The 23,418-nt window shown below is 66.2% G+C and carries 26 protein-coding genes and 1 tRNA gene; 9 read left to right on the top strand and 18 right to left on the bottom strand.

Annotated elements, in window-relative coordinates; translation table 11 throughout:
• Positions 1 to 105: 105 nt before the first annotated feature.
• Positions 106 to 591, bottom strand: coding sequence for a hypothetical protein (locus NIBR502771_RS10800; RefSeq protein WP_246839642.1), 486 nt, complete (start codon positions 589 to 591; stop codon positions 106 to 108).
• A 233-nt stretch (positions 592 to 824) separates the two neighbouring features.
• Between NIBR502771_RS10800 and NIBR502771_RS10795 the strand changes: the two genes are divergently transcribed.
• Together NIBR502771_RS10795 and NIBR502771_RS10790 are read left to right on the top strand one after the other, a co-directional pair.
• Positions 825 to 2,024, top strand: a complete 1,200-nt coding sequence (locus NIBR502771_RS10795) for an acetyl-CoA C-acetyltransferase (RefSeq protein ID WP_141159758.1) — start codon at positions 825 to 827, stop codon at positions 2,022 to 2,024.
• Positions 2,024 to 2,551, top strand: a complete 528-nt coding sequence (locus NIBR502771_RS10790) for an aminoacyl-tRNA deacylase (RefSeq protein ID WP_141159757.1) — start codon at positions 2,024 to 2,026, stop codon at positions 2,549 to 2,551. Before NIBR502771_RS10795 ends, NIBR502771_RS10790 begins: the two co-directional genes overlap by 1 nt.
• 54 nt (positions 2,552 to 2,605) lie before the next feature.
• Here NIBR502771_RS10790 and rplL read toward each other — a convergent pair whose 3' ends face one another.
• The 9 genes from rplL to NIBR502771_RS10745 form a co-directional block, all read right to left on the bottom strand.
• Entirely contained in the window at positions 2,606 to 2,983 is a 378-nt protein-coding gene (gene rplL / locus NIBR502771_RS10785; protein ID WP_018760467.1) for a 50S ribosomal protein L7/L12, read from the bottom strand.
• Between the two features lie 77 nt (positions 2,984 to 3,060).
• Positions 3,061 to 3,642: a 50S ribosomal protein L10 gene (rplJ, locus tag NIBR502771_RS10780; protein WP_141159756.1), complete on the bottom strand. Its 582-nt coding sequence runs from the start codon at positions 3,640 to 3,642 to the stop codon at positions 3,061 to 3,063.
• A 292-nt stretch (positions 3,643 to 3,934) separates the two neighbouring features.
• Positions 3,935 to 5,053: a GNAT family N-acetyltransferase gene (locus NIBR502771_RS10775; protein WP_141159755.1), complete on the bottom strand. Its 1,119-nt coding sequence runs from the start codon at positions 5,051 to 5,053 to the stop codon at positions 3,935 to 3,937.
• Between the two features lie 7 nt (positions 5,054 to 5,060).
• Entirely contained in the window at positions 5,061 to 6,200 is a 1,140-nt protein-coding gene (locus tag NIBR502771_RS10770) for a GNAT family N-acetyltransferase (RefSeq protein WP_141159754.1), read from the bottom strand.
• A gap of 126 nt (positions 6,201 to 6,326) precedes the next feature.
• Positions 6,327 to 7,034: a 50S ribosomal protein L1 gene (rplA, locus tag NIBR502771_RS10765; protein WP_018760471.1), complete on the bottom strand. Its 708-nt coding sequence runs from the start codon at positions 7,032 to 7,034 to the stop codon at positions 6,327 to 6,329.
• A 179-nt stretch (positions 7,035 to 7,213) separates the two neighbouring features.
• Positions 7,214 to 7,645: a 50S ribosomal protein L11 gene (gene rplK, locus NIBR502771_RS10760; protein WP_018760472.1), complete on the bottom strand. Its 432-nt coding sequence runs from the start codon at positions 7,643 to 7,645 to the stop codon at positions 7,214 to 7,216.
• Positions 7,646 to 7,773: 128 nt separating this feature from the next.
• Complete coding sequence (nusG, locus tag NIBR502771_RS10755; protein ID WP_141159753.1) at positions 7,774 to 8,592, bottom strand: transcription termination/antitermination protein NusG; 819 nt, start codon at positions 8,590 to 8,592, stop codon at positions 7,774 to 7,776.
• A 114-nt stretch (positions 8,593 to 8,706) separates the two neighbouring features.
• On the bottom strand, positions 8,707 to 8,991 hold the full coding sequence (gene secE, locus NIBR502771_RS10750; RefSeq protein WP_141159752.1) for a preprotein translocase subunit SecE: 285 nt from the start codon (positions 8,989 to 8,991) through the stop codon (positions 8,707 to 8,709).
• A gap of 82 nt (positions 8,992 to 9,073) precedes the next feature.
• A tRNA-Trp gene (locus NIBR502771_RS10745) sits at positions 9,074 to 9,146 on the bottom strand.
• Between the two features lie 279 nt (positions 9,147 to 9,425).
• Here NIBR502771_RS10745 and NIBR502771_RS10740 point away from each other — a divergent pair.
• Complete coding sequence (locus NIBR502771_RS10740; RefSeq protein WP_141159751.1) at positions 9,426 to 10,643, top strand: pyridoxal phosphate-dependent aminotransferase; 1,218 nt, start codon at positions 9,426 to 9,428, stop codon at positions 10,641 to 10,643.
• Positions 10,644 to 10,798: 155 nt separating this feature from the next.
• On the opposite strand, the gene NIBR502771_RS10735 is transcribed toward NIBR502771_RS10740, so the two are convergent.
• Both NIBR502771_RS10735 and NIBR502771_RS10730 read right to left on the bottom strand, forming a co-directional pair.
• The gene (locus tag NIBR502771_RS10735) at positions 10,799 to 11,488 is read right to left on the bottom strand and encodes a response regulator transcription factor (RefSeq protein WP_141182134.1); all 690 of its coding nucleotides are present in this window, start codon (positions 11,486 to 11,488) and stop codon (positions 10,799 to 10,801) included.
• Entirely contained in the window at positions 11,485 to 12,825 is a 1,341-nt protein-coding gene (locus tag NIBR502771_RS10730; RefSeq protein WP_141159750.1) for an ATP-binding protein, read from the bottom strand. Before NIBR502771_RS10730 ends, NIBR502771_RS10735 begins: the two co-directional genes overlap by 4 nt.
• 125 nt (positions 12,826 to 12,950) lie before the next feature.
• On the opposite strand from NIBR502771_RS10730, the gene NIBR502771_RS10725 reads away from it, so the two are divergent.
• The 5 genes from NIBR502771_RS10725 (at position 12,951) to NIBR502771_RS10705 (ending at position 16,989) form a co-directional block, all read left to right on the top strand.
• The gene (locus NIBR502771_RS10725) at positions 12,951 to 14,519 is read left to right on the top strand and encodes a PspC domain-containing protein (RefSeq protein ID WP_141159749.1); all 1,569 of its coding nucleotides are present in this window, start codon (positions 12,951 to 12,953) and stop codon (positions 14,517 to 14,519) included.
• A gap of 1 nt (position 14,520) precedes the next feature.
• Positions 14,521 to 14,778, top strand: coding sequence for a hypothetical protein (locus tag NIBR502771_RS10720; RefSeq protein ID WP_141159748.1), 258 nt, complete (start codon positions 14,521 to 14,523; stop codon positions 14,776 to 14,778).
• Positions 14,779 to 14,781: 3 nt separating this feature from the next.
• On the top strand, positions 14,782 to 15,039 hold the full coding sequence (locus NIBR502771_RS10715) for a PspC domain-containing protein (protein WP_141159747.1): 258 nt from the start codon (positions 14,782 to 14,784) through the stop codon (positions 15,037 to 15,039).
• A 180-nt stretch (positions 15,040 to 15,219) separates the two neighbouring features.
• Positions 15,220 to 16,245 carry an ATP-dependent 6-phosphofructokinase gene (locus NIBR502771_RS10710; RefSeq protein WP_141159746.1) on the top strand — a complete coding sequence of 342 codons (1,026 nt, stop codon included), beginning with the start codon at positions 15,220 to 15,222 and terminating at the stop codon, positions 16,243 to 16,245.
• A 27-nt stretch (positions 16,246 to 16,272) separates the two neighbouring features.
• Entirely contained in the window at positions 16,273 to 16,989 is a 717-nt protein-coding gene (locus tag NIBR502771_RS10705; RefSeq protein WP_141159745.1) for a GNAT family N-acetyltransferase, read from the top strand.
• Here NIBR502771_RS10705 and NIBR502771_RS10700 read toward each other — a convergent pair.
• The 6 genes from NIBR502771_RS10700 to NIBR502771_RS10675 all read right to left on the bottom strand — a co-directional run bounded on the left by NIBR502771_RS10700 (position 16,951) and on the right by NIBR502771_RS10675 (position 22,376).
• The gene (locus NIBR502771_RS10700; RefSeq protein ID WP_141159744.1) at positions 16,951 to 18,471 is read right to left on the bottom strand and encodes a DHA2 family efflux MFS transporter permease subunit; all 1,521 of its coding nucleotides are present in this window, start codon (positions 18,469 to 18,471) and stop codon (positions 16,951 to 16,953) included. The two genes, NIBR502771_RS10705 and NIBR502771_RS10700, sit on opposite strands and share 39 nt — an antisense overlap.
• Positions 18,472 to 18,524: 53 nt before the next feature.
• The gene (locus tag NIBR502771_RS10695) at positions 18,525 to 18,950 is read right to left on the bottom strand and encodes an ankyrin repeat domain-containing protein (RefSeq protein WP_141159743.1); all 426 of its coding nucleotides are present in this window, start codon (positions 18,948 to 18,950) and stop codon (positions 18,525 to 18,527) included.
• The gene (locus tag NIBR502771_RS10690; RefSeq protein WP_168225739.1) at positions 18,950 to 20,032 is read right to left on the bottom strand and encodes a folate-binding protein YgfZ; all 1,083 of its coding nucleotides are present in this window, start codon (positions 20,030 to 20,032) and stop codon (positions 18,950 to 18,952) included. The genes NIBR502771_RS10695 and NIBR502771_RS10690 overlap by 1 nt, the downstream gene beginning before the upstream one ends.
• A gap of 22 nt (positions 20,033 to 20,054) precedes the next feature.
• Positions 20,055 to 20,786 (bottom strand): flavodoxin family protein, encoded by a 732-nt coding sequence (locus NIBR502771_RS10685; RefSeq protein WP_141159742.1) that lies wholly within the window; start codon positions 20,784 to 20,786, stop codon positions 20,055 to 20,057.
• 41 nt (positions 20,787 to 20,827) lie between these two features.
• Positions 20,828 to 21,436: an FABP family protein gene (locus tag NIBR502771_RS10680; RefSeq protein ID WP_141159741.1), complete on the bottom strand. Its 609-nt coding sequence runs from the start codon at positions 21,434 to 21,436 to the stop codon at positions 20,828 to 20,830.
• Between the two features lie 172 nt (positions 21,437 to 21,608).
• Positions 21,609 to 22,376, bottom strand: a complete 768-nt coding sequence (locus tag NIBR502771_RS10675) for a permease (RefSeq protein WP_141159740.1) — start codon at positions 22,374 to 22,376, stop codon at positions 21,609 to 21,611.
• 339 nt (positions 22,377 to 22,715) lie between these two features.
• Here NIBR502771_RS10675 and NIBR502771_RS10670 point away from each other — a divergent pair, with 339 nt between their 5' ends.
• The gene (locus tag NIBR502771_RS10670) at positions 22,716 to 23,414 is read left to right on the top strand and encodes a response regulator transcription factor (protein ID WP_133345752.1); all 699 of its coding nucleotides are present in this window, start codon (positions 22,716 to 22,718) and stop codon (positions 23,412 to 23,414) included.
• Positions 23,415 to 23,418: the final 4 nt, after the last annotated feature.

Genomic DNA, 23,418 nt, shown 5'->3' with positions numbered 1-23,418 from the left:
CGCAAATATCTACGATACGGCAAAACAACCTACGTGTCTACCCCACTTCCTGCCGGAATGCAAGCACCTTGTTCGCCGGCTCCGTACCGTGAGGTCCGAAACAGGCTAGAGGCGCAGCGTCACGCCCTCCGCCGTGCAGGTTCCGGCGTTCGCGAAGACGGCATCCCGTACGGCGTCCTCCGATTCCCGGGACGGCTTGCCCCCGGACTCCGCAGCCGATGAGTGGTCGATGGCCAGCAGGCCCAGCGAGGTGAAGAGTCCCTTCAGGTCCCCGGAAACGGTCTCCTTGGCGTCCTGGGCTTTCGTGTAGACGTCTTCGTAGCCCTGCGGGTCGGTGGGGGAAACCGCGGCATAGTCCGCCACCAACTTGTTGAAGAGTTCGCAGGCCGCCCTGGCTCCGCCGGCCGCTGAACTTCCCGAGCCTGTGGAGGCGGCAGGGCTGCTGCTCTCCGTGCTGTTATCCGGGTTCGACGCAGCCGTTGTGAAGCGGGTGGATTCCGCGGGCGCCGGCGTGGAGACCGAACAGCCCGCCAGGGCGCCACCGGTCAGGACCGCCACGGCCACGGCAACCGCCGTCAGTGGTTTCTTCACAATGTCGCTCCGTCCATCCCGGCTCCGGACCTGGCGTCCCCCTGCAAAGCCTCGCCGTCCACCCTACGCAGGCGCCCGCCGTCGTGCATAACCCCACGGATGGGGACATCTCCCCCGCCCTCCCGGCCGCATGGCCGGAATGCACATAGCGGCTTTGGCGTTTGAATAGTTGGGTGACCAGGCTCACGATAGCCTTGGTGGCTTAGATCAAAACCGGACGGAAAGTGGTAACCATGGGCAACTCTTCCGACAACAGCGACGTTGTCATCCTCGGGGCGGCACGGACGCCGCAGGGCCGGATCAACGGCCAGCTGTCCAGCCTCACGGCAGTGGATCTTGGTGCCCACGCCATCAAGGCCGCACTGGAACACAGCGGTGTCGACGCGGCCGCCGTGGAATCCGTCATCATGGGCCAGGTCCTGCAGGCAGGAGCCGGACAGAACCCCGCCCGGCAGAGCGCCATCGGCGCCGGCATCGGGTGGAACGTCCCCGCGGTGACCGTCAACAAGGTCTGCCTTTCCGGCCTGACCGCGGTGATCGATGCCGCCCGGATGATCCGAGCCGGCGAGGCCGCCGTGGTGGTTGCCGGCGGCCAGGAATCGATGAGCCGCGCACCGCACCTGCTTCCTGGTTCACGCCAGGGCTGGACGTACGGCTCCATCCAGGCGCTGGACGCAGCCGCCCATGACGGGCTGACCGATGCCTTCGACGGCCAGTCCATGGGACTGTCCACGGAAACACGGAACCTCACGCTGGGCATTGACCGCTTGTCGCAGGACAACGTCGCGGCCCAATCGCACCAGCGCGCTGCGCTTGCGGCGAAGAACGGAACGTTCGACGGCGAGATCGCACCCATCAGCGTCAAGCAGCGCAAGGGCGAGCCCCTGGTCGTGGACGCCGACGAAGGGGTCCGCCCCAACACCTCGGTCGAGTCGCTGGCGGGCCTGCGCGCCGCGTTCGTCACCGACGGCACCATCACCGCTGGCAATTCCTCTCCCCTGTCCGACGGCGCCGCTGCTTTGGTACTCACCTCCCGCGGCTATGCGGAGGAGCACGGGCTGGAATACCTGGCGGTGGTGGGGAAGCCTGGGCAGGTGGCCGGCCCTGACAATTCGTTGCATTCACAGCCCTCCAACGCCATCATGAACGCCCTGGGCAAGGCGGGGTGGAGCACCGCCGATCTTGACTTCATCGAGATCAACGAAGCCTTCGGTTCGGTGGCTGTGCAGTCCCTCAAGGACCTGGACTACCCGCTGGAGAAGTGCAATATCCATGGCGGCGCCATCGCCCTGGGGCATCCGATCGGGGCCTCGGGCGCACGGTTGGCGGCCCATGCCGCACATGAGCTGAAGCGGCGTGGCACCGGCAGGGCTGCGGTGTCCCTCTGCGGCGGGGGCGGGCAGGGCGAGGCCCTCCTGCTGTACCGCGACTGATGGCGGGCCCATCCGGAAGCGGAGCGGACGGCGCCGGACGGGAACGGTTCCTGGCCGACGCCGCTGCCCGTGGCCTGGAAGTGGACGTCGTGGAGCGGCCCGCAGCGAAGAGCCTTGAAGAGGCCGCGGGCATCCTGGGCATCACGCCGGCGGACATCGTCAAATCCCTGGTAGTGAAGCACAAGGACGGGACGTTCCTCTTTGCGCTGATCCCCGGTGACCGGCAGATTTCGTGGCCCAAGCTCCGCGCCCTGGTAGGCGTGAACAAGCTGTCCCTGCCGCCCGCAGGAACTGCGCTGGAGGCCACCGGCTACGAGCGGGGCACCATCACCCCGCTTGGCAGCACCACTGCCTGGCCTGTCTATGCCGACGCCACCATCGCCGGGCGGCGCATCTCCATGGGCGCCGGTGCGCACGGATACAGCGCGTTCGTCGACGCCGACGCTCTGACTGCCGCCCTGGAAGCCGTGGTGGCGGACATCAGCGATCCCGTCCATGCGGGACCTGGAATCGGTCGAGCTCGTTAACGCAGGAAACCCCGCCCACCGGAGTGGACGGGGTTTCCGAAGGAAAAGGCGCTGTTACTTGAGGGTAACGGTGGCGCCTGCAGCCTCGAGCTGCTCCTTGGCCTTCTCGGCAGCTTCCTTGTTGGCGCCTTCGAGAACAGCCTTGGGGGCGCTGTCAACCAGGTCCTTGGCTTCCTTGAGGCCGAGGGAGGTGATGGCGCGAACTTCCTTGATGACTGCGATCTTCTTGTCACCGGCAGATTCGAGGATGACGTCGAAGTCGGTCTTCTCTTCAACCTCTTCAGCGGCGCCGCCACCGGCGGGGCCGGCAACAGCTACAGCAGCAGCGGTAACTTCGAAGGTCTCTTCGAAGAGCTTGACGAACTCGGAGAGCTCGATGATGGTCAGTTCCTTGAAAGCTTCAATGAGCTCTTCGTTGCTGAGCTTCGCCATGGTAGGCGTCCTTCCTGTTGTGGTGACCGGGAGGCGCTGGGCCGGACGGACACCGGAGTCTGGTGGGGGTAAGAGAATTAGTTCTCTTCGGCAGCGGGAGCTTCGGCGGGAGCGTCAGCTTCAGCGGCGGGGGCTTCTTCAGCGGCGGGCGCTTCGGCAGCTGCCGGTGCACCGTTCTCTTCTTCAAGCTTGAGGCGCAGTGCGTCGATGATGCGTGCAGCTGCGGCGGCAGGTGCCTTGAGGACGCCTGCAACCTTGGCGAGCTGCAGCTCGCGGGACTCGAGGGCAGCCAGTGCGGCGACCTCGGTGGCGTCCAGCGCCTTGCCCTCGAAGTAACCGGTCTTGATGACCAGCTGCTTGTTGGCCTTGGCAAAATCCGTCAGGCTCTTGGCAGCGGCAACTGCGTCACCCTTGATGAACGCGATTGCAGTGGGGCCGGCAAGCTGGCCGTCGAATGCTTCGACGCCGGCTTCCTTGGCTGCAATGGCGGTCAGGGTGTTCTTGACGACCGCGAACTTGGTGTCCTGGCCGAGAGAAACACGCAGCTGCTTGAGCTGTGCAACGGTGAGCCCGCGGTATTCGGTCAGGACAGCGGCGTTCGATTCCTTGAAATCGTTAGTGATCTCAGCTACTGCTGAAACCTTGGTAGGCGTTGCCATAACCCTCCTTCCGGGGATAGTGCCGGTATTCGACGGTCCCCGCTCAAGAGAGCTAAAACTAAAAACGCCCCGCGCAGATGCACGGGGCTTGGCTCAACACGTTGCCGTGGAGCCTTGCTTCGTTCACCTGCGCCGGCCGCCCTGCGTTGAGGGTCCTTCGTCCGGAAAGCCACTGTGGTCCCCCGCGCACAACTGCAGAGTTGAGCCATGTTCAGGAGAGTGGATTTCCAACAACCGACGGTCTTTGGTACATCCAGCTTACGCGAGGCGCTGCCGGTCCGCCAAATCGGCCTCAGCTGGTGCTGGTGTGCAGGGTCGGGAGCTCCTTCTGCCAGATACCGGTGACGCCGGCTGTCTGGAATCCCAGTTGCTTGTTGACCGTGAGGAGGTACCGGTTCTCCGGGGCGTTCCAGGTGTAGATGATGCGGGCGTCCGGGAACTGTTCGCTGAGCCGCTCCATGTTGGCCACCTTGATCAGCAGCCCGAGCTTGTTGCCCCTGTGCTCCTGGAGGACCAGGGTATCGTCCTGGAACACCACGTCCGCCCGGTGCGCAAGGACAGTGATGGTGGTAAGGCCCACCAGGGCCCCCGTGGCGATGTGCTCGACGGCGGTGACCACCGTTCTCCTGCCTTGGGCGATGGCGACGTCCTCCGCCTCACGCAGGATTCCGCCGTCGAACACCATGTCCTGTTCAACCGGCATGTCCAGTGACGGGTCCACGTCGGCGCCCGCCTGGTTTTCCAGCGCGGCCACGGCCTCCAGCCAGCGGTCGGGGCAGCGGTCCGTCCAGTGGTGCAGCCGGTACCTGCCGTTGTTCGCTTCATCGGCCTCAGCCTGGAGGTCGGCCACCAGCTTGGTGTCCAGGGGCAGGAGGCAGGAACTGAACTGCTCGATGTGCTGCAGGGTGTAGCCGGTCTTCTGTGCGAACTCCACCTCGCGGCTCTCCAGGGGCACGAAGCCCTGCCCGGAGCCCGGCACCAGCTGGGCCCGTTCAAACTCATGCAGGGACGCCCCGGGATGGTTGGTATCCACCAGGATCATGGTGCGGCCCTCCCCCCGGGCCAGCTGTTCGGCAGCCTCCAGGAGCCGGCGGCCCACCCCCTGCCGCTGGAACTCGGGCAGGATGTCCAGGGTGAGCTCGGCAAGGTCCAGGTGGTCGGTCAGGGGCAGCGCAATATCAACCGTGCCCACGATCGCGCCGTCCACCCTGGCAACGAGGATCAACTGGCGCTCATACGGGTCCGCGAACTCAAGCAGTTTTTCCTCGGGACCGTACGCAAGATCGTCACTGCCCCACGTCTGCATGCGGACCTTGCGGCCCACTTCCACCGCGGCGAGGAAATCCGCAGCGTCCGGGGTGTCCAGGGAGTCGGGAATCCAGAGCTGCTCGATCTTCACGTCTATTGCCATTCTGGCATCATCCCAGCCGTTTCTGCCACTCACCTTCATAGCCGGCGGGCCTGAATCCAAGGGCGGTATTTATCGCCAGCATATGCTGGTTTTCGCTGGCATTCCATGTCAGGACGGAGCGCGCCTGCGGCCATTTTTCCCGGGCCCGCCGCAGGTTGGCCGCCTTGGTCAGCATCCCCAGCCGGTGGCCGCGATGCTCCGCCGCCACCAGGGTGTCCTGCTGGATCAGCGACTCCGGCACCTCCGGGCGCCAGGTCAGGACCGTATACGCCACCAGTTCGCCGCTTTGCCGGTGCAGGGCTGCGGCCACGGAGGTCTGCACACCGCTGCGGACCTGGGCCTCTTCATCGCGGCGCACGCGCTGGACGTCCCAGTCCTCCCGTTCCCAGTCCATGCCGGCGGTGGGCGCGTCCGTACTCATCCGCGCCCTCAATCCGGCATAACCTGCAACGAACTTGTCCGGACAGTGGTCGTCCCAGCCGGCCAGCACGTAGTCCCCGGAGTGGGCTGCGGCGTCCTCGGCCAGCTGTGACAACAGGTCCGTGGCGACTGGCAGCTCCAGCCTGCTGGAGCGTTCCACCTGTTCGAGCTGGTACCCGGAGGCCAGGGCGAAGGCGGTTGCAGGGTCATCCGCCGGCAGCTGGCCCGCCCCCGATTTGGCGGTGACCATGCGTGAACCTTGGAGCATTTTGTCCAAGGGAACTTCATGGAAGCCCTCCAGGGATGTCCTGCCGCGGGCGCGGGCCGCGGCTTCGGCATATTCCAGCAGTCGCCGCCCCGCTCCCCTGCGGCGCCGGCCGGGAGCCACCAGGACGTCGATCCCCGCCGTGGCCAGGTTCTCGCGCAGAGGCAGCGCCACGGAGCACAGCCCCACCGGCTCAGCGCCGGCCCGGGCAAGGAAAAGCAGCCGTTCCTCGTACTCGTTCCCGCGCCAATACTCCAGCGCTTCGTCCAGGGTGGGGCAGCGCTCCAGGCTTCCCCAAAGCTCGAGGGCGTGGGCCTCCTTCATGGCCTGGCATGCCAGGAAGTCCGCGGGCAGTCCAGTGCCGCGGCGGTCGGGTCCGCGTGGCGGGATGACGACGGCGGCAATTGCCCAGGAGGGGATCGACGGCGACAGTGGGGGGCCGGTTCGCTCAACGTGGTCCATGCAGCCAGCTTAGGCAGCACCGGCCCGCGTGGGAGCCGGCACAAAAAAGACCGTCCCGGCGCCTTGGCGCCGGGACGGTCTTTGGTTGCTCCGGAATCAATCCGGGGGCAGGAACTTCAGGAAGGACTATGCCTCGGTCAGAACCTTGGTGACGTTGGGGTCCACGGAGATGCCCGGGCCGAACGTGGTGGCAACGGTGGCCTTCTGGATGTAGCGGCCCTTTGCGGCGGACGGCTTGAGGCGAAGAACCTCTTCCAGTGCCGCTGCGTAGTTCTCGGCCAGCTTGATGGCGTCGAAGGAAACCTTGCCGATGATGAAGTGCAGGTTGGAGTGCTTGTCGACGCGGAAGTCGATCTTTCCACCCTTGATGTCGTTGACAGCCTTGGTGACGTCGGGGGTCACGGTGCCCGTCTTCGGGTTCGGCATCAGGTTACGCGGACCCAGGACCTTACCGAGGCGGCCAACCTTGCCCATGAGGTCAGGGGTGGCAACGGCGGCGTCGAAGTCGGTCCAGCCGGCGGCGATCTTTTCGATCAGGTCGTCGGAACCAACGAAGTCGGCGCCGGCTGCGATTGCTGCCTCGGCCTTGTCGCCCGTGGCGAAGACCAGGACGCGGGCCGTCTTACCGGTGCCGTGGGGCAGGTTGACGGTGCCGCGGACCATCTGGTCAGCCTTGCGGGGGTCAACGCCGAGGCGGAAGGCCACCTCAACCGTGGCGTCGAACTTGGACGGGTTGGTGTCCTTGGCCAGCGTTACTGCCTCGAACGGTGCGTAGTGCTTCTCCGCGTCGATCTTGGCGGCTGCTGCCTCATATGCTTTGCTGCGCTTTGCCATGCTGCTTATTTCTCCTTGTGCAGTTGTGGTCTGCGGACCGCGCTGGGCCCTGCCACAGTCGGTGGTCCGGTTCGTTATCCGGCCCGGATGCCCGACATTTCAATGTGTTTGGTGCCGGTGTCCCGGCGGTGCCGCCCGTCGTCGTCAATTACTTTGACGCTGGACAGCGGGAAGGGTGGTTAGCCCTCGACGGTGATGCCCATGGAGCGGGCGGTGCCGGCGATGATCTTGGCTGCGCCTTCGAGGCTGGTGGCGTTGAGGTCTTCCATCTTGGTGGAGGCGATCTCGTTGACCTGGGCCTGGGTCAGCTTGGCAACCTTGACGGTGTGCGGGGTGGATGAACCCTTGGCAACGCCTGCAGCCTTCTTGATGAGCTCTGCAGCCGGCGGGGTCTTGGTGATGAACGTGAAGGAACGGTCCTCGTAGACGGTGATTTCCACGGGGATGACGTTGCCGCGCTGGGCTTCCGTTGCAGCGTTGTACGCCTTGCAGAATTCCATGATGTTGACACCGTGCTGGCCAAGCGCAGGACCGATCGGCGGGGCCGGGTTGGCGGCACCTGCCTGGATCTGCAGCTTGATGAGGCCGGTGACCTTCTTCTTGGGAGCCAATGTAGGGTCCTTCTCTCAATAACGTCCTGGGGCACAGGAGCGTGCCTCAGGTTTGTGGCCGCCATGGCAAGGCGGCCGGCCGTTCCGGTGCCGCTAAGCGGGCGGCGCCGGGACGAATTCTAGGATTTTCAGATCTTGGTGACCTGGTTGAACGCCAGGGTGACCGGCGTTTCGCGCTCGAAGATGGAGACCAGCACCACGAGGGTCTGGGACTCGGGCTTGATCTCGGAGATCGTGGCGGGGAGGGTCTCGAACGGACCTTCCTTGACGATGACGGACTCGCCAACTTCGAAGTCCACGGCCACGGGTGCCTGGTTCTGCTTGTTGACCGGCTTGCCCTTCTCGGCCTGTTCCTCTTCGAAGACAGGGGCGAGCATGGAGAAGACCTCGTCCAGGCGCAGCGGAACCGGGTTGTGGGCGTTGCCCACGAAGCCGGTGACGCCGGGGGTGTGGCGGACGGCGCCCCAGGAGGCGTCCGTGAGGTCCATGCGGACCAGGACGTAGCCGGGGATGCGGACGCGGTTGATCACCTTGCGCTGGGCGTTCTTGATCTCCACGACTTCTTCCATGGGGACCTGGATCTCGAAGATGTAATCTTCCATGTCCAGGGTCTGGATGCGGGTTTCAAGGTTGGCCTTCACGCGGTTCTCGTAGCCGGCGTAGGAGTGGATGACGTACCAGTCACCCTCCTGGCGGCGCAGCTTGGCCTTGAACTCCTCTGCCGGGTCAGCGGCGGCGGTGGCTGCCGCGGCGGCGAGGGCGTCTGCAGGCTCATCTTCGCCGTCGGCTTCTGAAGCGTCGGCTTCGTCAGCAACTGCTGCGTCGGAGGCGGCGTCGTCGGATTCGGGCGCGGAGGACTCAACCTCGGACTCTTCACCGGCTTCTGCCGTGACGTCCGGGGATTCTTCCAGCCCCGTCTCGGTTACCTCGAGCTCCTGCTCAGACACTTGGTCTCCTGCTTCCTCATTGCCTAACATGCCTATTTAAATGGCTCAATTCCGCACGCCGGCGCTTCCTCCCGGTTACCCGGATGAAGCACGCAGCCTGCGGACCGTTCAGCCTTAGCTGTCCTTGGGGCCGGTGCCGCCGAAGATCCAGCTGACAGCGGTTCCGAAACCAATGTCCAGCAGGCTGACGATGACCATCATGATGGCCACGAACACCAGCACCACGAGCGTGTAGTTGATCAGTTCCTTGCGGGTGGGGGCAACAACCTTCTTCAGTTCGCCGATGATCTGGCGGACAAAGAGTGCAATGCGGGCGAAGAAGTTTGCCTTGGCTTCCTTCTTAACTGGGCGGCCCTTGGAGCTGCTGGCAGCTGTTTCGGTCACCTGGTCCTCGCTCATCTTTGCAATGGTGGATTACCCGGCCCTGATCAGAACCATGGTTGCTGCGCCTGCTCCGGGCTTTCACCCGGAGCAGCTTGCGCAGGGCAGACAGGACTCGAACCTGCAACCTGCGGTTTTGGAGACCGCTGCGCTACCAATTGCGCCACTACCCTATGGAGTGAATTGCACTCTTTGATGGCCAACCACCAGCTTGAACTGGGGCGCACGCCATCATCCGTGTTTCAACACCGGTGAACCAGTCTACGCAAGAACTTCGCGTAGGTAAAACCAGCCCGTTTTCCGGACCATCCGCTGCCCGGCCCGGATCCTGCTGCGCGGGGCAGTCATAAATCAAAACCGGCACCCCGGAGGGTCCGGTGAACAGCATAGAGTAGAACTCGTCGAATCCCACATTCCAGCCCCTGGGCTGCAAGCGAAGAACGGACCTGCCAATGCCTTTCGCCCGCGTTTCCCAACGCATCTCCGCAATTGCCGAATCCGCAACCCTGGCCGTCGATGCCAAGGCCAAGGCGCTGAAGGCAGCTGGCCGGCCGGTTATTGGCTTCGGTGCGGGCGAACCCGACTTCCCCACCCCGGACTACATTGTCCAGGCGGCCATCGAGGCGGCGTCCCAGCCCAGGTTCCACCGCTACTCCCCCGCAGGCGGGCTGCCCGAACTGAAGAAGGCCATCGCGGAGAAGACCCTGCGCGACTCGGGCTACTCCGTGGATCCTTCACAGGTGCTGGTCACCAACGGCGGCAAGCAGGCTGTCTACAACACCTTCGCCACGCTGGTGGACCCAGGCGACGAGGTCATCGTGCCCTCCCCGTTCTGGACCACCTACCCTGAAGCCATCCGGCTGGCCGGCGGCGTCCCCGTGGAAGTGTTTGCCGGGCCTGAACAGGACTACCTCGTGACCGTTGACCAGCTCGAAGCAGCCGTGACGGACCGGACCAAGGTCCTGCTGTTCGTCTCGCCGTCGAACCCCACGGGCGCTGTCTACTCCCCCGGGCAGGTGGCGGAGATCGGCAAGTGGGCCGCGGCAAAGGGACTCTGGGTGGTTACTGACGAAATCTACGAGCACCTGACGTACGACGGCGTACGTTTCACGTCCATCGCCACTGCTGCCCCCGAGCTGGGCGACAAGGTGGTCATCCTCAACGGTGTTGCCAAAACCTACGCCATGACCGGCTGGCGCGTGGGCTGGATGATCGGTCCCGCGGACGTCATCAAGGCGGCCACGAACCTGCAGTCGCACGCCACGTCCAACGTGTCCAACATCATGCAGATCGCTGCCCTCGCCGCCGTGTCCGGCCCCTTGACCGCAGTCGACGAGATGAAAGTGGCATTCGACCGTCGTCGGAAGGCCATCGTTGCAGGGCTGAATGCCATTGAAGGCGTGGAGTGCCCGACGCCGAAGGGCGCCTTTTACGTGTACGCGGACGTCCGTGCGCTGCTGGGCAAGGAGTTCCCCACCGCTTCCGGCACCGCTACGCCGCAGACGTCCGCGGAGCTGGCTGCGCTGATCCTCGACGAGGTTGAGGTGGCGGTGGTTCCGGGTGAGGCGTTTGGGCCCTCCGGCTTCCTGCGTCTCTCTTATGCCCTGGGCGACGACGACCTCGCCACGGGCGTCCAGCGCCTGCAGGACTTCCTCGGCAAGGCCCAGTAGTCGCCCCATCACCTTCCGCAGGAATAACCCAAACGCCCCATCACCAGGTGATGGGGCGTTTGGCTTAGAGACGCAGGAGCTGATGCGGCGTTTGGGTTAGAGACGCAGGATCTGATGGGGCGTTTGGGTTAGAGACGCAGGATCTGATGGGGCGTTTAGAGGAGGCGGCGCTCCGCGGCCCACTTGGTTAGTTCGTGCCGGCTGGAGAGCTGGAGCTTGCGCAGAACCGCCGAGACATGGGTTTCCACGGTCTTGATGCTGATGAAGAGCTCCTTGGCCACCTCCTTGTAGCTGTAGCCCCTGGCGATGAGCCGCATGACCTCAAGCTCGCGGGCTGAGAGCTTGTCGAGTTCGTCGTCGGCAATGTCCGCGGGAGCAGTGCCGAAGGCGTCCAGGACAAAACCGGCAAGCCGGGGTGAGAAGACCGCATCGCCGCCGGCTACCCGGAACACGGCGTCGGTGATCTCGGCGCCGGAAATGGTCTTGGTGACATAGCCCCGGGCGCCGGCGCGGATCACTGCGACCACATCCTCTGCGGCGTCGGACACACTCAGCGCCAGGAACCGGGTGCTGGACAGGAGCGCGGCGGATCCGGCGATGACTTCCCGGCCGCCGCCGCCCAGTCCGCCGGGGAGGTGGACGTCCAGGAGGACGACGTCGGGCCGCTGCTGGGCAATCACGGCGATGGCCTGCTCCACGGTGGCAGCCTCACCCACCACCTGGATGCTGGGGTCAAGGTCCGCTTTCAGGCCGGACCGGAAGATGGCGTGGTCATCCACGATGACCACCCGTGCGGAGTTGGCCGGCCGGGCGCTTCCGCCGCCGGCCCCCTGGGTCAGGTTCATGATTTTCCTTCCGCGTGTTCTGCTGCCGCCGGCAGCCGGAGCCGGACCTCCGTGCCGTCCCCCGTGCTGAGGATGGCAGCCGAGCCGCCGTGCCGTTTCATCCTGCCGATGATCGATTCCCGGATGCCCAGCCGGTCCGCCGGTACGTCCCCCAGCTCAAAGCCCGGGCCCCTGTCCTTGATGAAGATCTCGGCCAGCCCGTCCGATGCCTCAAGGTAGACCGAGACCGTCCCGCCACCACCATGGCGGGATGCATTGAGCATGGCTTCCCGGCTTGCCTGGACCAAGGCTTCGTACGCCTCGGTCATGGGGGCATCACCAACGGTGACCACCTCCACGGCGTTGCCAAGCAGGTCCTCCACCTCGCCGGCAACGGCCTTGATCCGGTCTGAAAGCTGCCCGCTTTCCCGGCCGGGGTCCTGGAAAAGCCAGCCGCGCAGCTCGCGTTCCTGGGCACGGGCCAGGCGGACGACGTCGTGCTCGTTGCCCGCCCGCCGCTGGATCAAGGCGAGGGTCTGAAGCACGGAGTCGTGGAGGTGGGCGGCAATTTCGGCACGTTCCGTCTCCCGGATCCGGCCGGCGCGTTCGGCCTCGAGGTCACGCCAAAACTTCAGCGCCCAGGGCAGCAGGACCAGCACCACCCCGCCCAGGACGGCCACCGAGGCAAGCAGCGCAAGCCACGTTTGCTCCCATGACCCCGAGCCGGAGACCATCACCAGGACCCCGGCCACCACCAGCGCCAGGCCTGCAGCGAGGCGGCCCCAGCCGCCGGCCTGGTCAGCCTTGGTCTTGTCCACCAGCCCTGCGCGACGGGTCTCATCCAGCTGCATCCATGCGATCGAGGCGCCGCCCAGGACCGCGGCCGCCGGGATCAGCGTTCCCAGTGATACGTCCACGCCCAGCAGCTGGGCGATCATGATGCCTGCGACGAGCAGGAGCCCGCAGCCCAGCAGGATTTCCTTGCCGTACCGCATGCCGTGCGCCCGGAACCAAGGGGCGCCCGGCGGCACTCCGGCGCCGTCCGGAACCGGACCGGGGGCACCTGCCGGGGATCCGGCGTCGGCAGCGGTCCCCTGGGCGGGCCGGCTCACCGCCGGGGCAATGGGCGACGCCGGGCGGCGGGCGTTGCGGCGCACGGCCTCGTCCGCGGTGGGCACCATGATCCAGAGCCATGCGTAGAAGACCAGGCCGGCACCGCCTGCGAAGCACGCCAGGACCATGCCCAGGCGGACGTTCCGCACCGGCCAGCCCAGGTGTGCAGCCAAGCCGGAGCACACCCCGGCGATGACACGGTCGCTGCTCCGCGCCAGGGGCGGCCGCACCGGAAGGGTTGTCATGGGTCAATCCAAACATGGATCAGGGTTGCCCGGACCGCATTCAGCCGCTTCCCGGGGACAGCTCAGGGACGGTTCAGGGTTTCCACCAGTAGAGGGCCGCCGGGCATGGACGGGAGGATCGAGGTATGAACTCGCAGACCCCCTCCCCCGACGACGAACACCCTGCCGAGCCCCTTCGCAAGGAGCAGCCCGGAACGGACAGCGGGCAGCCCACCGAGCCGCTGCCATCCTCCGGCCCGACGCCTCCTGACCCCGCCACAGGCCCGCCGGCGGAACCTTCACCCAACTATGCGTACCAGGGCAGCCCGGCACCCGCTCCGTCCACCGACTTCTTCGGCTGGATCCGCAGCAACGGCATCTACCGCGGCAATGACCGGTGGGTTGGCGGCGTCTGCAGCGGTATTGCGCACAGGCTGGGCGTTGACCCCATCATCATCCGCGGCGTCTTCATTGTCCTGACCCTCCTGGCAGGCATCGGAGTCCTGTTGTACGGCCTGGCCTGGGCCTTCCTCCCGGAACCGGACGGCAGGATCCATGTTCAGGAAGCCGGTGCGGGCCGCTGGTCCAGCGGCATGACAGGTTCCCTCATCGCCACCATCCTGGGCCTCACGGGCCTGGGCGGAGGCTTCTGGGGCTGGAGCCATAACGGCCTCAGCGGGCTGCTGTGGACCCTCTTCTGGGTTGGCGGCGCCATCTACCTGATCTACTACCTCTCCCAGCGCAACAAGGCCCACCCCACCATGGCCGGCCACGGCGGTGCCGCACCAGCCGGGACCTATCCGATGGGGAGTTCCGGCGCGGCCCACACCGCGACGTTCTCCGCCGGCACCGAAGCCGGACCGGCTGCGGCTGCGGCGCCGCCCTATGGCAGCAGCACCGCAGGCACGGCGGACACCAGCGCAACGGGCGGCCCTTACGGCCAGGGCGGCTACAGCCCGGCCGGAAGTGTGCCACCGGCTCCCGGCTCCGGCGGCGTTGGCGGCACGTCTCCCGGCGGTCCCGGCCGCGGAGCGCCCGGCGGCGGCAGCTACCCCAGCCCATGGGTTCCGCCGCGGCCGCCCAAGCCCCGGCCGTCCGGTCCCGGCGCCCCCGGCGTGGCCATCGCAACGGGTTCCGCCCTGGTGGTGGGCGGTGGGCTGAAGGCCCTCGACGCCGCGAACGTCATCAACCTGGGCGGCTCCGCCAACGCCATAGTGTGGGCCAGCGCGGCAGCGGTCCTGGGCCTGGGCATCCTGGTGGCGGGCTTCCGCGGCCGCACTTCCGGCATCCTGAGCCTCTTCGCCGTGGTTGCACTGGTCACCGGGGGCGTCTACAACACCCTGGACGATGGCCGGATGCGGTTCCAACAGGTGGACTGGAACCCCGCCAGCATCGAGGAAGCACGCGGTGGAATCGACATCACCGCCGGACGTGGAACCGTGGACCTCACGGGCCTGTCCCCAACCGCCCCCCTGACGTCCGACGTCGTGGTTCCCCTGGACATCACCGCAAGCAACGTGACCGTGGTGATTCCGCAGAACGTGCCGGTGGACATCAAGGCGGACATGACCATGGGCAACCTGAATGAGGGCGGAGGCCAGCGCGGCGGCACCACCACCCGCCAAAGCAGCTACAACACCGACCGGCCCGGCAACCACCTGGTGGTCCAGATCGACGGCACCTTCAGCAACGTCACGATCCAGGAAGGCAACTGACATGGACAACAGCAACATTCCGACGACGGCGGGCCACGACACCGCCGGACCGGCACCGGCAAGGGTGGGAACGGTGGTGTGGGGACTGATCGTCCTGGCGCTGGCCGCGCTGATCATCGTGGCCCAACTGGGGATCGTCGCCCTCAATGGCACCTACGTCCTGATCGGCCTCATGATCGGCGCCGGAGTGGCCCTGGTGGTGGGCGGCCTGCTCTCAGCCCGGAAACGTGACAACCAACCAACTACAGGGAAGTCTTGAACCATGGATAAGTTCTTCAGCATTGTCAGGGGCTTCGGCCTGAAGCGCGGGCCGCAGCGCTGGGTGGGTGGAGTACTCGGAGGAATCGCGGCGCAGCTCAACGTCGACGTTGCCTATGTCCGCATCGCTTTCCTCCTGTTGTGCCTGCTCCCCGGACCAGCCGTGGTCTTCTACCTCCTGGCCTGGATCATCATCCCGGACCAGCGCAATGAAATCCTGCTGCAGACCTTCCTGGACCGGCGGTCGCTCAACCGGCCCTGACCGCGCCTTAGGCCCCTGACCGTGGGTAGTCATAATCCACGGCGGGGGCCTTGCCGTGTCCCCGGCGGCCGGCCCCAATGTAACCGGTTTGTGTCGTACCCCACACACCCCACTACACTTCTAGGTGAGCTCAGCGTGGCGCTCTGCCTGTAAACCTTCTTCCCAGGATTTGAGCCGAACATGAAAATTGGAATCCTCACCAGCGGTGGCGACTGCCCCGGATTGAATGCCGTGATCCGCGGCGCGGTACTGAAGGGCATCGCCGTCCATGGCCAGGAATTCGTCGGATTCCGGGATGGCTGGCGGGGCGTGGTGGAGGGCGACATCATCGACATCCCCCGCACCATGGTCCGCGGCATCGCCAAGCAGGGCGGGACCATCCTGGGCACTTCCCGCACCAACCCGTTCGAAAACGGCGGCGGTCCCGAGGCCATCAAAGCCCACATGGACCGGCTTGGCATCGATGCCATCATCGCAATCGGCGGTGAGGGTACGTTGGCAGCGGCCAAGCGCCTGACCGACGCCGGACTCAAGATCGTGGGTGTCCCCAAGACCGTTGACAACGACCTTGACGCCACCGACTACACCTTCGGTTTCGACACCGCGGTACAGATCGCCACCGAGGCGATCGACCGGCTCCGCACCACGGGTGAATCCCACCACCGCTGCATGATTGCCGAGGTGATGGGCCGCCACGTGGGCTGGATTGCACTGCACGCCGGGATGGCAGCCGGGGCGCACGCCATCCTCATCCCGGAGCAGAAGGTCAGCATCGAGCAGGTCACCGAATGGGTCAAGGAAGCCCATGCCCGCGGCCGCGCACCCCTTGTGGTGGTGGCCGAGGGCTTCGTGCCCGAACACATGGAAAGCCCGCACTCGGAGCGTGGCCTGGACACCTTCGGCCGTCCGCGCCTGGGCGGCATCGCGGACCAGCTTGCGCCCGAACTTGAAGCACGGACCGGCATCGAAACCCGAGCCACCATCCTGGGGCACATCCAGCGCGGCGGTGTCCCCTCAGCCTTCGACCGGGTCCTTGCCACCCGGCTGGGCATGGCCGCCATTGACTCCGTGGTGGAAGGCTACTGGGGCACCATGGTGGCGCTGAAGGGCACCGACATCCAGCATGTCGCCTTCGAGGAGGCCCTGGGCCAGCTCAAGACCGTCCCGCAAAACCGCTACGACGAGGCCGCGGTCCTGTTCGGCTAAGCCACTGGGCCGCCCTAGGCTGGGACCATGACACTCGATCCCGGCTCAGCGGCCATCATCCAGCTGGCGTGGGCACGCCGGCTGGGCCTTGACGACGACGCATTCGGAGATGCCCTGGCATCCGGCGAACGGATTGTCCGCGCCGACGAATCCGCCCGGACCGTCGAGTTTGTGCGGCTGTTCGGCAGTTCCGTCCTGGTAGGACCACGGAGCATCATCGAGGCAGCGGCCGGCATCCCCGACGAGGAAATGGCCCAGCATGTCACCCTCCTGAAACTGACCAGGGAACAGGGTGGCCACGGGCTGGGCGCCGCGGCCCTGTTCTTTGCCGACGACCTGCCGCTGCAGCAACCGTCGGAGGAACTGACGGTCTCGCACGGGAATCCCGAGGCGATCGAACTGGAGGGCAGGTGCCCGCCGGATGACGTGAATGAAGTGGGCCTGTCCGACCTCGAGAACCGATACACCATCGTCCATGAACTGGACGGCAGGCGCGTGCCCCTGGCCTGCGGGGCCTACGGCGAGTGGGAGGGCCTGCTGGCCAACATGGGCGTCCTGGTGGACCCGGACTGGCGGCGCCGCGGCCTGGGAGCGCTGGCGGGGTCCATCGCTGCCCACGAGGCCCTGGCCGCCGGGCTTACCCTGCAGTGGCGCGCTGATGTCAGCAACACCGGCTGCCTGGCATTGGCCCGGAAGCTGGGCCTGTCAGCCGGCGGAATCCAGACCAGCGTCCACCTTCGCTGAGGCCGGGCTGCCCGCGGCGCCCCAGTCCTGGACCGGCTTGGGCTTGGCGAAGAACAGTGCCACCGCCGCCCCGGCGAGCACAACGCCGGCGGGCAGCAGGATCGACTGGGCCATCGCCGTCGAGAACCCTGCCTGCAGGAATCCGGGCAACGTACCGCCCATCGCCATCCCTTCACCGGCTGATGCCGCAGGGCCGCCGGACGGGAGTTCCGCGGCGAGCCGGGACTGGATCAGGACGGCAATAGCTGCGCTGCCCAGCACGGCCCCGAACTGCCGGGTGGTGTTGTAGACGCCGGAACCTGCGCCGGCCTGGCGCGGCGGCAGGTTCCGGGTGGCGGTGGTGCTTAACGGTGCCCAGATGCCGGCGTTGGCGAACCCCAGGACAGCGCTGGGGAGAAGGAACAGCAGGATGGGTGTGTCCGGCTGCATGAGCAGGCCGTTCCAGACAAGGGCGACAGCCATCAGCGTCAGGCCGCCGGCGGCAAGGTATTTGGGGTTGACCCGGTCCACGATCTTGCCCACCACGGGCGCCATGCCGCCCGAAATCAGCGCCATGGGCACCATCAGGAGTGCCGACTGGGTGGGCGTCAGGCCGCGGACCAGCTGGTAGTAGAAGATCAGCGGCAGGCTGAAGGACGTGACGGTGAACCCCACCATGGTGATGCCAAGGTTGGCGAGGGAGAAGTTCCGGTCCCGGAACAGGCCCAGCGGCAGGAGCGGTTCGCCCTTGTTGAAGCGCTGCCATGCCACGAAGGCGGCCAGGACTACCAGGCCGGCAATAATGAGTCCCCAGACGCTGATGGGCCCGGTGATGGTCCCCCAGTTGTACGTCTCGCCTTCCTGGATACCGAAGACCAGGAGGAAGAGTCCGACGGCGCTCAGCAGGACGCCGGGGATATCGAACCGGTGCGGGTGGGTGCTCAGTGCCGGGACGTTGCGCATGGCCAGGATGAAGCCCACGACGCCGATGGGCACGTTGATGAAGAAGATCCACTCCCAGCCCAGGCCGTCCACCAGGACACCGCCCAGGATGGGCCCCACCAGGGTGGCCATGCCGGCCGTGGCACCCCAGACGGCCATGGCGGAGCCACGGCGGTCCGGCGGAAAGATGCGGGTGATGACCGCCATGGTCTGGGGCGTCATGACTGCGGCGCCGAGCCCCTGCACCACGCGGGCCGTGATCAGGGTTTCCACATTTTGGGCCAGGCCACACCACAGCGAGGCCAGGGTGAACACCACCAGGCCCAGCAGGTACAGCTTCCGCGGCCCGAACCTGTCACCGAGGCGGCCCGTGATGAGCAGCGGGACGGCGTAAGCCAGCAGGTAGGCGCTGGTCACCCAGATCACCGAGTTGATATCGGCGTGCAGTCCCTCCATGATCCGGGGATTCGCTACCGAGACGATGGTGCTGTCGATCAGGATCATGAAGAACCCGATCACCAGGGACCACAGCGCCGGCCACGGCTTTTCTACGTTTTCCACTCGGTCATCCTTCTGGAGTTTTGTTTTGGTGCCCGGGCGGAAACCCGGGAAGATCAGCCCAGCAGGTCCAGGATCTCTTTGCGGGCAAACATTTGCGCTGCGGCCCTGGCCGACGGCGCACCGGCGTCCGGATCCGCTCCGGCGCCCAGCAGGACGCGGGCCACATCCGTGTAGCCCTTGAATGCCGCTCCGGCGAGGGGGGTCTGGCCCCGATCGTTGGCGGTGTTGGCGTCGGCGCCGTGCTGCAGCAGCAGCTGTACGGTTCCGGCATGGCCATGATACGCGGCGAGCATCAGCAGGGAGTCGCCGGCGGAGTTCGTCATGGTGGCGGGGACACCGGCCTCCAGGTAGGGACCAAGCAGCGCGGCGTCCCCTTCACGGGCAGCCTGGAAGAGCGTATGCGCCAAAGCCAGCGCATCGTCGTCGTGCCCCTCCGTTGACTTCGCCGCGGCGTGGACGGGCGTGGTGTTCCCGGTCATCAGCGCGGCCCCCTCAGGAATCCGGTTTGGCGCCCCACAACCTGGCCGGCGTCGGGGGCGACGATGAGCTCCTGGGAGGCCGCATACGGCTCATCGCCGTCCAGGACCGTCAGTATGTCATCCGGGGCCACTGAACGTTTTATGACTGCCAGGGCCACCGGACCCATCTCGTAGTGCTGCGCCACCGAGGTCACGGTCCCCACTTTCCGCTCCCCGGCCATGACGGGGCTGCCGGCGGCGGGCAGGGTGTGCTGCGATCCGTCCAGCTGGAGGAACACCAGCCGGCGCGGCGGGTGCCCGAGGTTGTGGACGCGGGCGATGGTTTCCTGGCCCTTGTAGCAGCCCTTGGCCAGGTGCACGGCCGTGCGCAGCAAGTCCAGTTCGTGCGGGATGGTCTTGTCATCCGTTTCGGCGCCGATCCGGGGCCGCCAGGCGGCCACGCGAAGGGCCTCAGCAGCGAGCACACCGGCCAGGGGCCGGCCGGCAAGGGCGTCCTCAAGGCCGCCGGCAGGGATGAGGTACTCGAACCAGGGACGTTCAAGGCCGGGGTGGTTCTCCTCGGAAACGGTGGCATAGGAGTACCCGCCCGCGGACACGTGTGGCCACGGGTCCTGCCAGGCGAGGTGCCCGGCCCATTCCGGCACGGCCCTGGTGCTGCCGGCCACGGCCCAGTCCGCGGAGACGTCGGCAATCTCCACCCGCAGCATGAACTTCATGCGGTTGAGGTACTCGGCCAGCGGGGCGGCCTCTGCTGCTTCGACGATCAGCCAGGTGGTTTCCCCGTCATCGACCACACGGGCATCGAAGTCGATCCGGCCTTGGACGCTGAGGAGCAGCAGTTCGCTGGACTCGCCCGGCTTCAGGGCTGCCACCTGCTGGGAAGACAGGGTGTTGAGCCAGCTGAGCCTGTCGGGCCCGGTGACGGTGACCACGCCGCGGTGGGAAAGGTCGACGACGGCAGTTCCGGCGGCAAGGGCGCGCTGCTCGCGCAGCGGCTCGCCGTAGTGGGCGGCGACTCCGGCGTCAGGACCGGTGGCCTCGACGGCACCGGGGCGCGACAACAAAGGGCTGGGCGTAGTCATATGAAGTAGAAGTCCTTGGAGGTCAGCGGTATTCCGGATTTTCGAAATCGAACCTTGTTCCGGCAGCCCATTCGCCGGGCAGGTTTCCGAACGCGGGGTAGCCCCCGGAGTCCTTGAGGGTCCGGGCCAGGTGCAGGAGGTTCCAGGTCATGAACGTCGTGTTCCGATTGGTGAAGTCGGTTTCCGGGCCGCCGGAGCCTTCATCGAGGTAGCTCGGGCCGGGCCCCACGGGTCCGATCCATCCGGCGTCGGCCTGCGGCGGGATGCTGAAGCCGATGTGCTGAAGGCTGTAGAGGACGTTCATGGCGCAATGCTTGATCCCGTCCTCGTTTCCGGTGATCAGGCAACCGCCGACCTTGGGATAGAACGCCCATTGGCCCTTGCTGTTGAGTTCGCCGGAGTGGGCGTAGAGGCGTTCGATCAGTTTCTTGGTCTGGGACGAGTTGTCCCCCAACCAGATGGGCCCGGCCACCACCACGATGTCGGCTTCCTTGACCGCGGGGTAAAGCTGGGGCCACTCGTCGGTGGCCCAGCCGTACTGGGTCATGTCGGGGTAGACGCCGCTGGCGATGTCATGGTCCACCGTCCGGATCACCGTGGTGCCCACGCCGTGTTTTTCCATGATCATGCGGCTGATCCGGATCAGCCCGTCCGTATTGGACGTCTGCGGCGACTTCTTCAGCGTGCCATTGAAGAAGACAGCTTTCAGGTCGCTGTAATCAGCCGGTTCTGCCTGGACGGTGCTTTCTCCCACGGTGCCGCTCCCCTCTTATGGGTCCGGAAGACCCTGTCTGGTCATGAGACCCGGTGCAGGAACGCGGAGGCGTGGGCCTCCAGCCCTTTTCCTGCGTCACCCCCGGTGGCAACGTCCCAGCGCCACAACAGGTTGCCGTCCACCAGGCCAAATATGCGGGTGGCGGCGCTGTAGTCCTTGGAGTGGCTGCCGCGCATCACCATGTCGGTGGTCAGCTGGATCTGCGGCCCTTTGATTTGGCCGTAGTACAGCTCCGTGATGCCGCCGGGGTGGGCGATGGATACGGAGATGTCGAAGCCGCCGTCCTTGTTGCGCAGCGCTTCGACCTCGTCGGCGCTTTTCAGCACCGGGACGATGTCTGCCGGCACCAGCCCGGGGCCGCCGTCGGCGTCAAGCTGCTTGCGCTCCAGCGCCCAGAAGCCGGTTTCGACGGTGAGCGGACGCAGGCGCGTCCCTTCGTCGTCGGTCAACCAGCTTTCGGCACGGTACTGCAGGTACGGCAGCCCGTTGTGGGTGAAGGAGACGTGCTGCAGGAAGTGTTCAGAATCCTCGTCGCCGCTGCCCAGCCGCCCCCGGCCCTCCCACTCACCGATGAGCCAGGACAGGGGGACGAGTTCGGGGGTCAGATCTGTAGGAATCTCAATGGGCATTGGTATTACCTCCAGCTACGGCCGGTCCCGGGAAAGGGGTGGCTACTGCTGGCCCTTGAAGAGGCGGTAGACCACGAAGCCGGCGAACCAGGCCATGGACAGGCTCGCGATGCCGAGCAGGACAAGGAAGAAGATTTCAAAAGCAAGTACGGACATGGTGCCATCCTAACCGTTAGTAGATGAGTAGTTTGTCTATGAAGTACGCAAGGGATCCAACAGCCGAGACCGGGGCCAGCCCCATGCCCAGGGCGGCCAGGATGTTCAGTGGCGCACCGCGCAGGGTGGCCAGCCGCCGGAAGCTCGCCAGCACCGCGCCCACAACCACGCCGAAGATGGCCGCCGGCAGGACGGCAATGTCCGACAGGACCAGCCCGGCCAGCGGACCGGCAAGGCCTGCAAGCACCACTCCGAGCGGGGCAACAATGCTGTCCGGCCAGCGGATGAGCCCGGCCAGCAGGGCCACAGCCGCGCTGATCGCCGCCACCAGGAGCATCTCGCGGACACCGTTGAAGCGGGAGCCGGCAATCCAGCCTGCTCCCAGGCAGGACAGCAGGACACCGGCGCAGCACCCCAGGGTGGATTCCAGCCGTTGCGCCTGTCCTGTTCCGCGGATGAGCTGCACCACGAACACGGCCATCATTCCCAAGGCCACGAAGCCGGGCGTCCAGTCCAGGTATCCGGGGGCAGGCACCAGGGCGGCGGCTATGGCCGCGCCTGCACCCGGCAGGGCGATAACTGCGGCGAGGGTCTTCTTGGCGGGAATGCGGAGGAAGTGCGGCCAGCCGATGCCCACCGCCACGGCGATCACGATGCCCACCACCACGAGTGCCTCCGGCGACGCGTAGACCCCGGCGATGATGGCGATGAGGCCGGCGATCCCGACGACGCCGACGGTCCAGGAGCCCAGTGAACGCGTGGGAGCCTGCAGTTCCGCCGTCATGCGTGGCCCGGCCTGTGCTTCGTCGGTGCACTCACTGCGCTGTTTTCCCATCCTGGCGGTCGGCCGGAAGGCAGGTCTGCCCCCTCATGGCAGGGCGGGTGCGCCCTGGTCCAATCCTGCCTTATGTGAACTGGATATGTCGCAAATCGTGCCTGTCCACGTCCTGAATCTGTGGCCAGGGAGGGGCTGCCGGGTATACTCAAAGCTCAGCTACGCTCCCTGCTGAGGTGGCTGGCCGGCGGCGTGCTGACGGTCCAAAACCTTCCGCAGGAGCCAGTACCGGCCGGTGAGAATCCGGTTCAGTCGCCCAATGATGCGCGGACAGCCCTTGGAGGAACAATGTCGCACATCCTGTTACTGACCAACAGCACCGGTTCTTCGGTGGACATCCTGCCTGCCCTCGAGCTGCTGAACCACAGGGTCCATATCCTCCCCGCCGAACCAACGGCCCTCCTGGAAACAGACCCCTGCGATATTGTCCTGCTGGACGCCCGCAAGGACCTGGTGGGTGCCCGTTCCCTCACCCAGCTCCTGAAGGCCACAGGCCTCAGCGCCCCGCTGGTGCTGATCCTGACCGAAGGTGGCATGGCGGCGGTGTCCTCCGCGTGGGCCGTTGACGACATCGTCCTCGATTCGGCGGGCCCCGCCGAGGTGGAGGCCCGTATCCGGCTGTCCGTTGCCCGGGCAGTGCCCGAGCAGGAAGACGCGCCCAGCGAAATCCGTGCCGCCGGCGTCGTCATTGATGAGGCAAGCTACACGGCCCGGGTCAACGGGGCGCCCCTGAACCTGACCTTCAAGGAGTTCGAACTCCTGAAGTACCTGGCGCAGCACCCTGGCCGCGTGTTCACCCGGCAGCAACTGCTGACGGAGGTGTGGGGCTACGACTACTACGGCGGCACGCGCACCGTGGACGTCCACGTCCGTCGCCTGCGGGCAAAGCTCGGAGCGGACCACGAGAACCTGATCAGCACCGTCCGGAACGTCGGCTACCGCCTCACGCTGGTCCGACAGCAGGAAGATGAACTCACGGAGGCCTGAGCCT

Source organism: Pseudarthrobacter sp. NIBRBAC000502771 (assembly GCF_006517215.1).
GTDB lineage: Bacteria > Actinomycetota > Actinomycetes > Actinomycetales > Micrococcaceae > Arthrobacter > Arthrobacter niigatensis.
This window is presented reverse-complemented; position numbering and strand designations above follow the sequence as displayed.

Coding starts and splice junctions, on each gene's coding strand:
- NIBR502771_RS10795 (WP_141159758.1), top strand. CDS start 825: ATGGGCAACTCTTCCGACAACAGCGACGTTGTCATCCTCGGGGCGGCA.
- NIBR502771_RS10790 (WP_141159757.1), top strand. CDS start 2,024: ATGGCGGGCCCATCCGGAAGCGGAGCGGACGGCGCCGGACGGGAACGG.
- rplL (WP_018760467.1), bottom strand. CDS start 2,983: ATGGCGAAGCTCAGCAACGAAGAGCTCATTGAAGCTTTCAAGGAACTG.
- rplJ (WP_141159756.1), bottom strand. CDS start 3,642: ATGGCAACGCCTACCAAGGTTTCAGCAGTAGCTGAGATCACTAACGAT.
- NIBR502771_RS10775 (WP_141159755.1), bottom strand. CDS start 5,053: ATGGCAATAGACGTGAAGATCGAGCAGCTCTGGATTCCCGACTCCCTG.
- NIBR502771_RS10770 (WP_141159754.1), bottom strand. CDS start 6,200: ATGGACCACGTTGAGCGAACCGGCCCCCCACTGTCGCCGTCGATCCCC.
- rplA (WP_018760471.1), bottom strand. CDS start 7,034: ATGGCAAAGCGCAGCAAAGCATATGAGGCAGCAGCCGCCAAGATCGAC.
- secE (WP_141159752.1), bottom strand. CDS start 8,991: ATGAGCGAGGACCAGGTGACCGAAACAGCTGCCAGCAGCTCCAAGGGC.
- NIBR502771_RS10740 (WP_141159751.1), top strand. CDS start 9,426: ATGCCTTTCGCCCGCGTTTCCCAACGCATCTCCGCAATTGCCGAATCC.
- NIBR502771_RS10735 (WP_141182134.1), bottom strand. CDS start 11,488: ATGAACCTGACCCAGGGGGCCGGCGGCGGAAGCGCCCGGCCGGCCAAC.
- NIBR502771_RS10730 (WP_141159750.1), bottom strand. CDS start 12,825: ATGACAACCCTTCCGGTGCGGCCGCCCCTGGCGCGGAGCAGCGACCGT.
- NIBR502771_RS10725 (WP_141159749.1), top strand. CDS start 12,951: ATGAACTCGCAGACCCCCTCCCCCGACGACGAACACCCTGCCGAGCCC.
- NIBR502771_RS10720 (WP_141159748.1), top strand. CDS start 14,521: ATGGACAACAGCAACATTCCGACGACGGCGGGCCACGACACCGCCGGA.
- NIBR502771_RS10715 (WP_141159747.1), top strand. CDS start 14,782: ATGGATAAGTTCTTCAGCATTGTCAGGGGCTTCGGCCTGAAGCGCGGG.
- NIBR502771_RS10710 (WP_141159746.1), top strand. CDS start 15,220: ATGAAAATTGGAATCCTCACCAGCGGTGGCGACTGCCCCGGATTGAAT.
- NIBR502771_RS10705 (WP_141159745.1), top strand. CDS start 16,273: ATGACACTCGATCCCGGCTCAGCGGCCATCATCCAGCTGGCGTGGGCA.
- NIBR502771_RS10695 (WP_141159743.1), bottom strand. CDS start 18,950: ATGACCGGGAACACCACGCCCGTCCACGCCGCGGCGAAGTCAACGGAG.
- NIBR502771_RS10690 (WP_168225739.1), bottom strand. CDS start 20,032: ATGACTACGCCCAGCCCTTTGTTGTCGCGCCCCGGTGCCGTCGAGGCC.
- NIBR502771_RS10680 (WP_141159741.1), bottom strand. CDS start 21,436: ATGCCCATTGAGATTCCTACAGATCTGACCCCCGAACTCGTCCCCCTG.
- NIBR502771_RS10675 (WP_141159740.1), bottom strand. CDS start 22,376: ATGACGGCGGAACTGCAGGCTCCCACGCGTTCACTGGGCTCCTGGACC.
- NIBR502771_RS10670 (WP_133345752.1), top strand. CDS start 22,716: ATGTCGCACATCCTGTTACTGACCAACAGCACCGGTTCTTCGGTGGAC.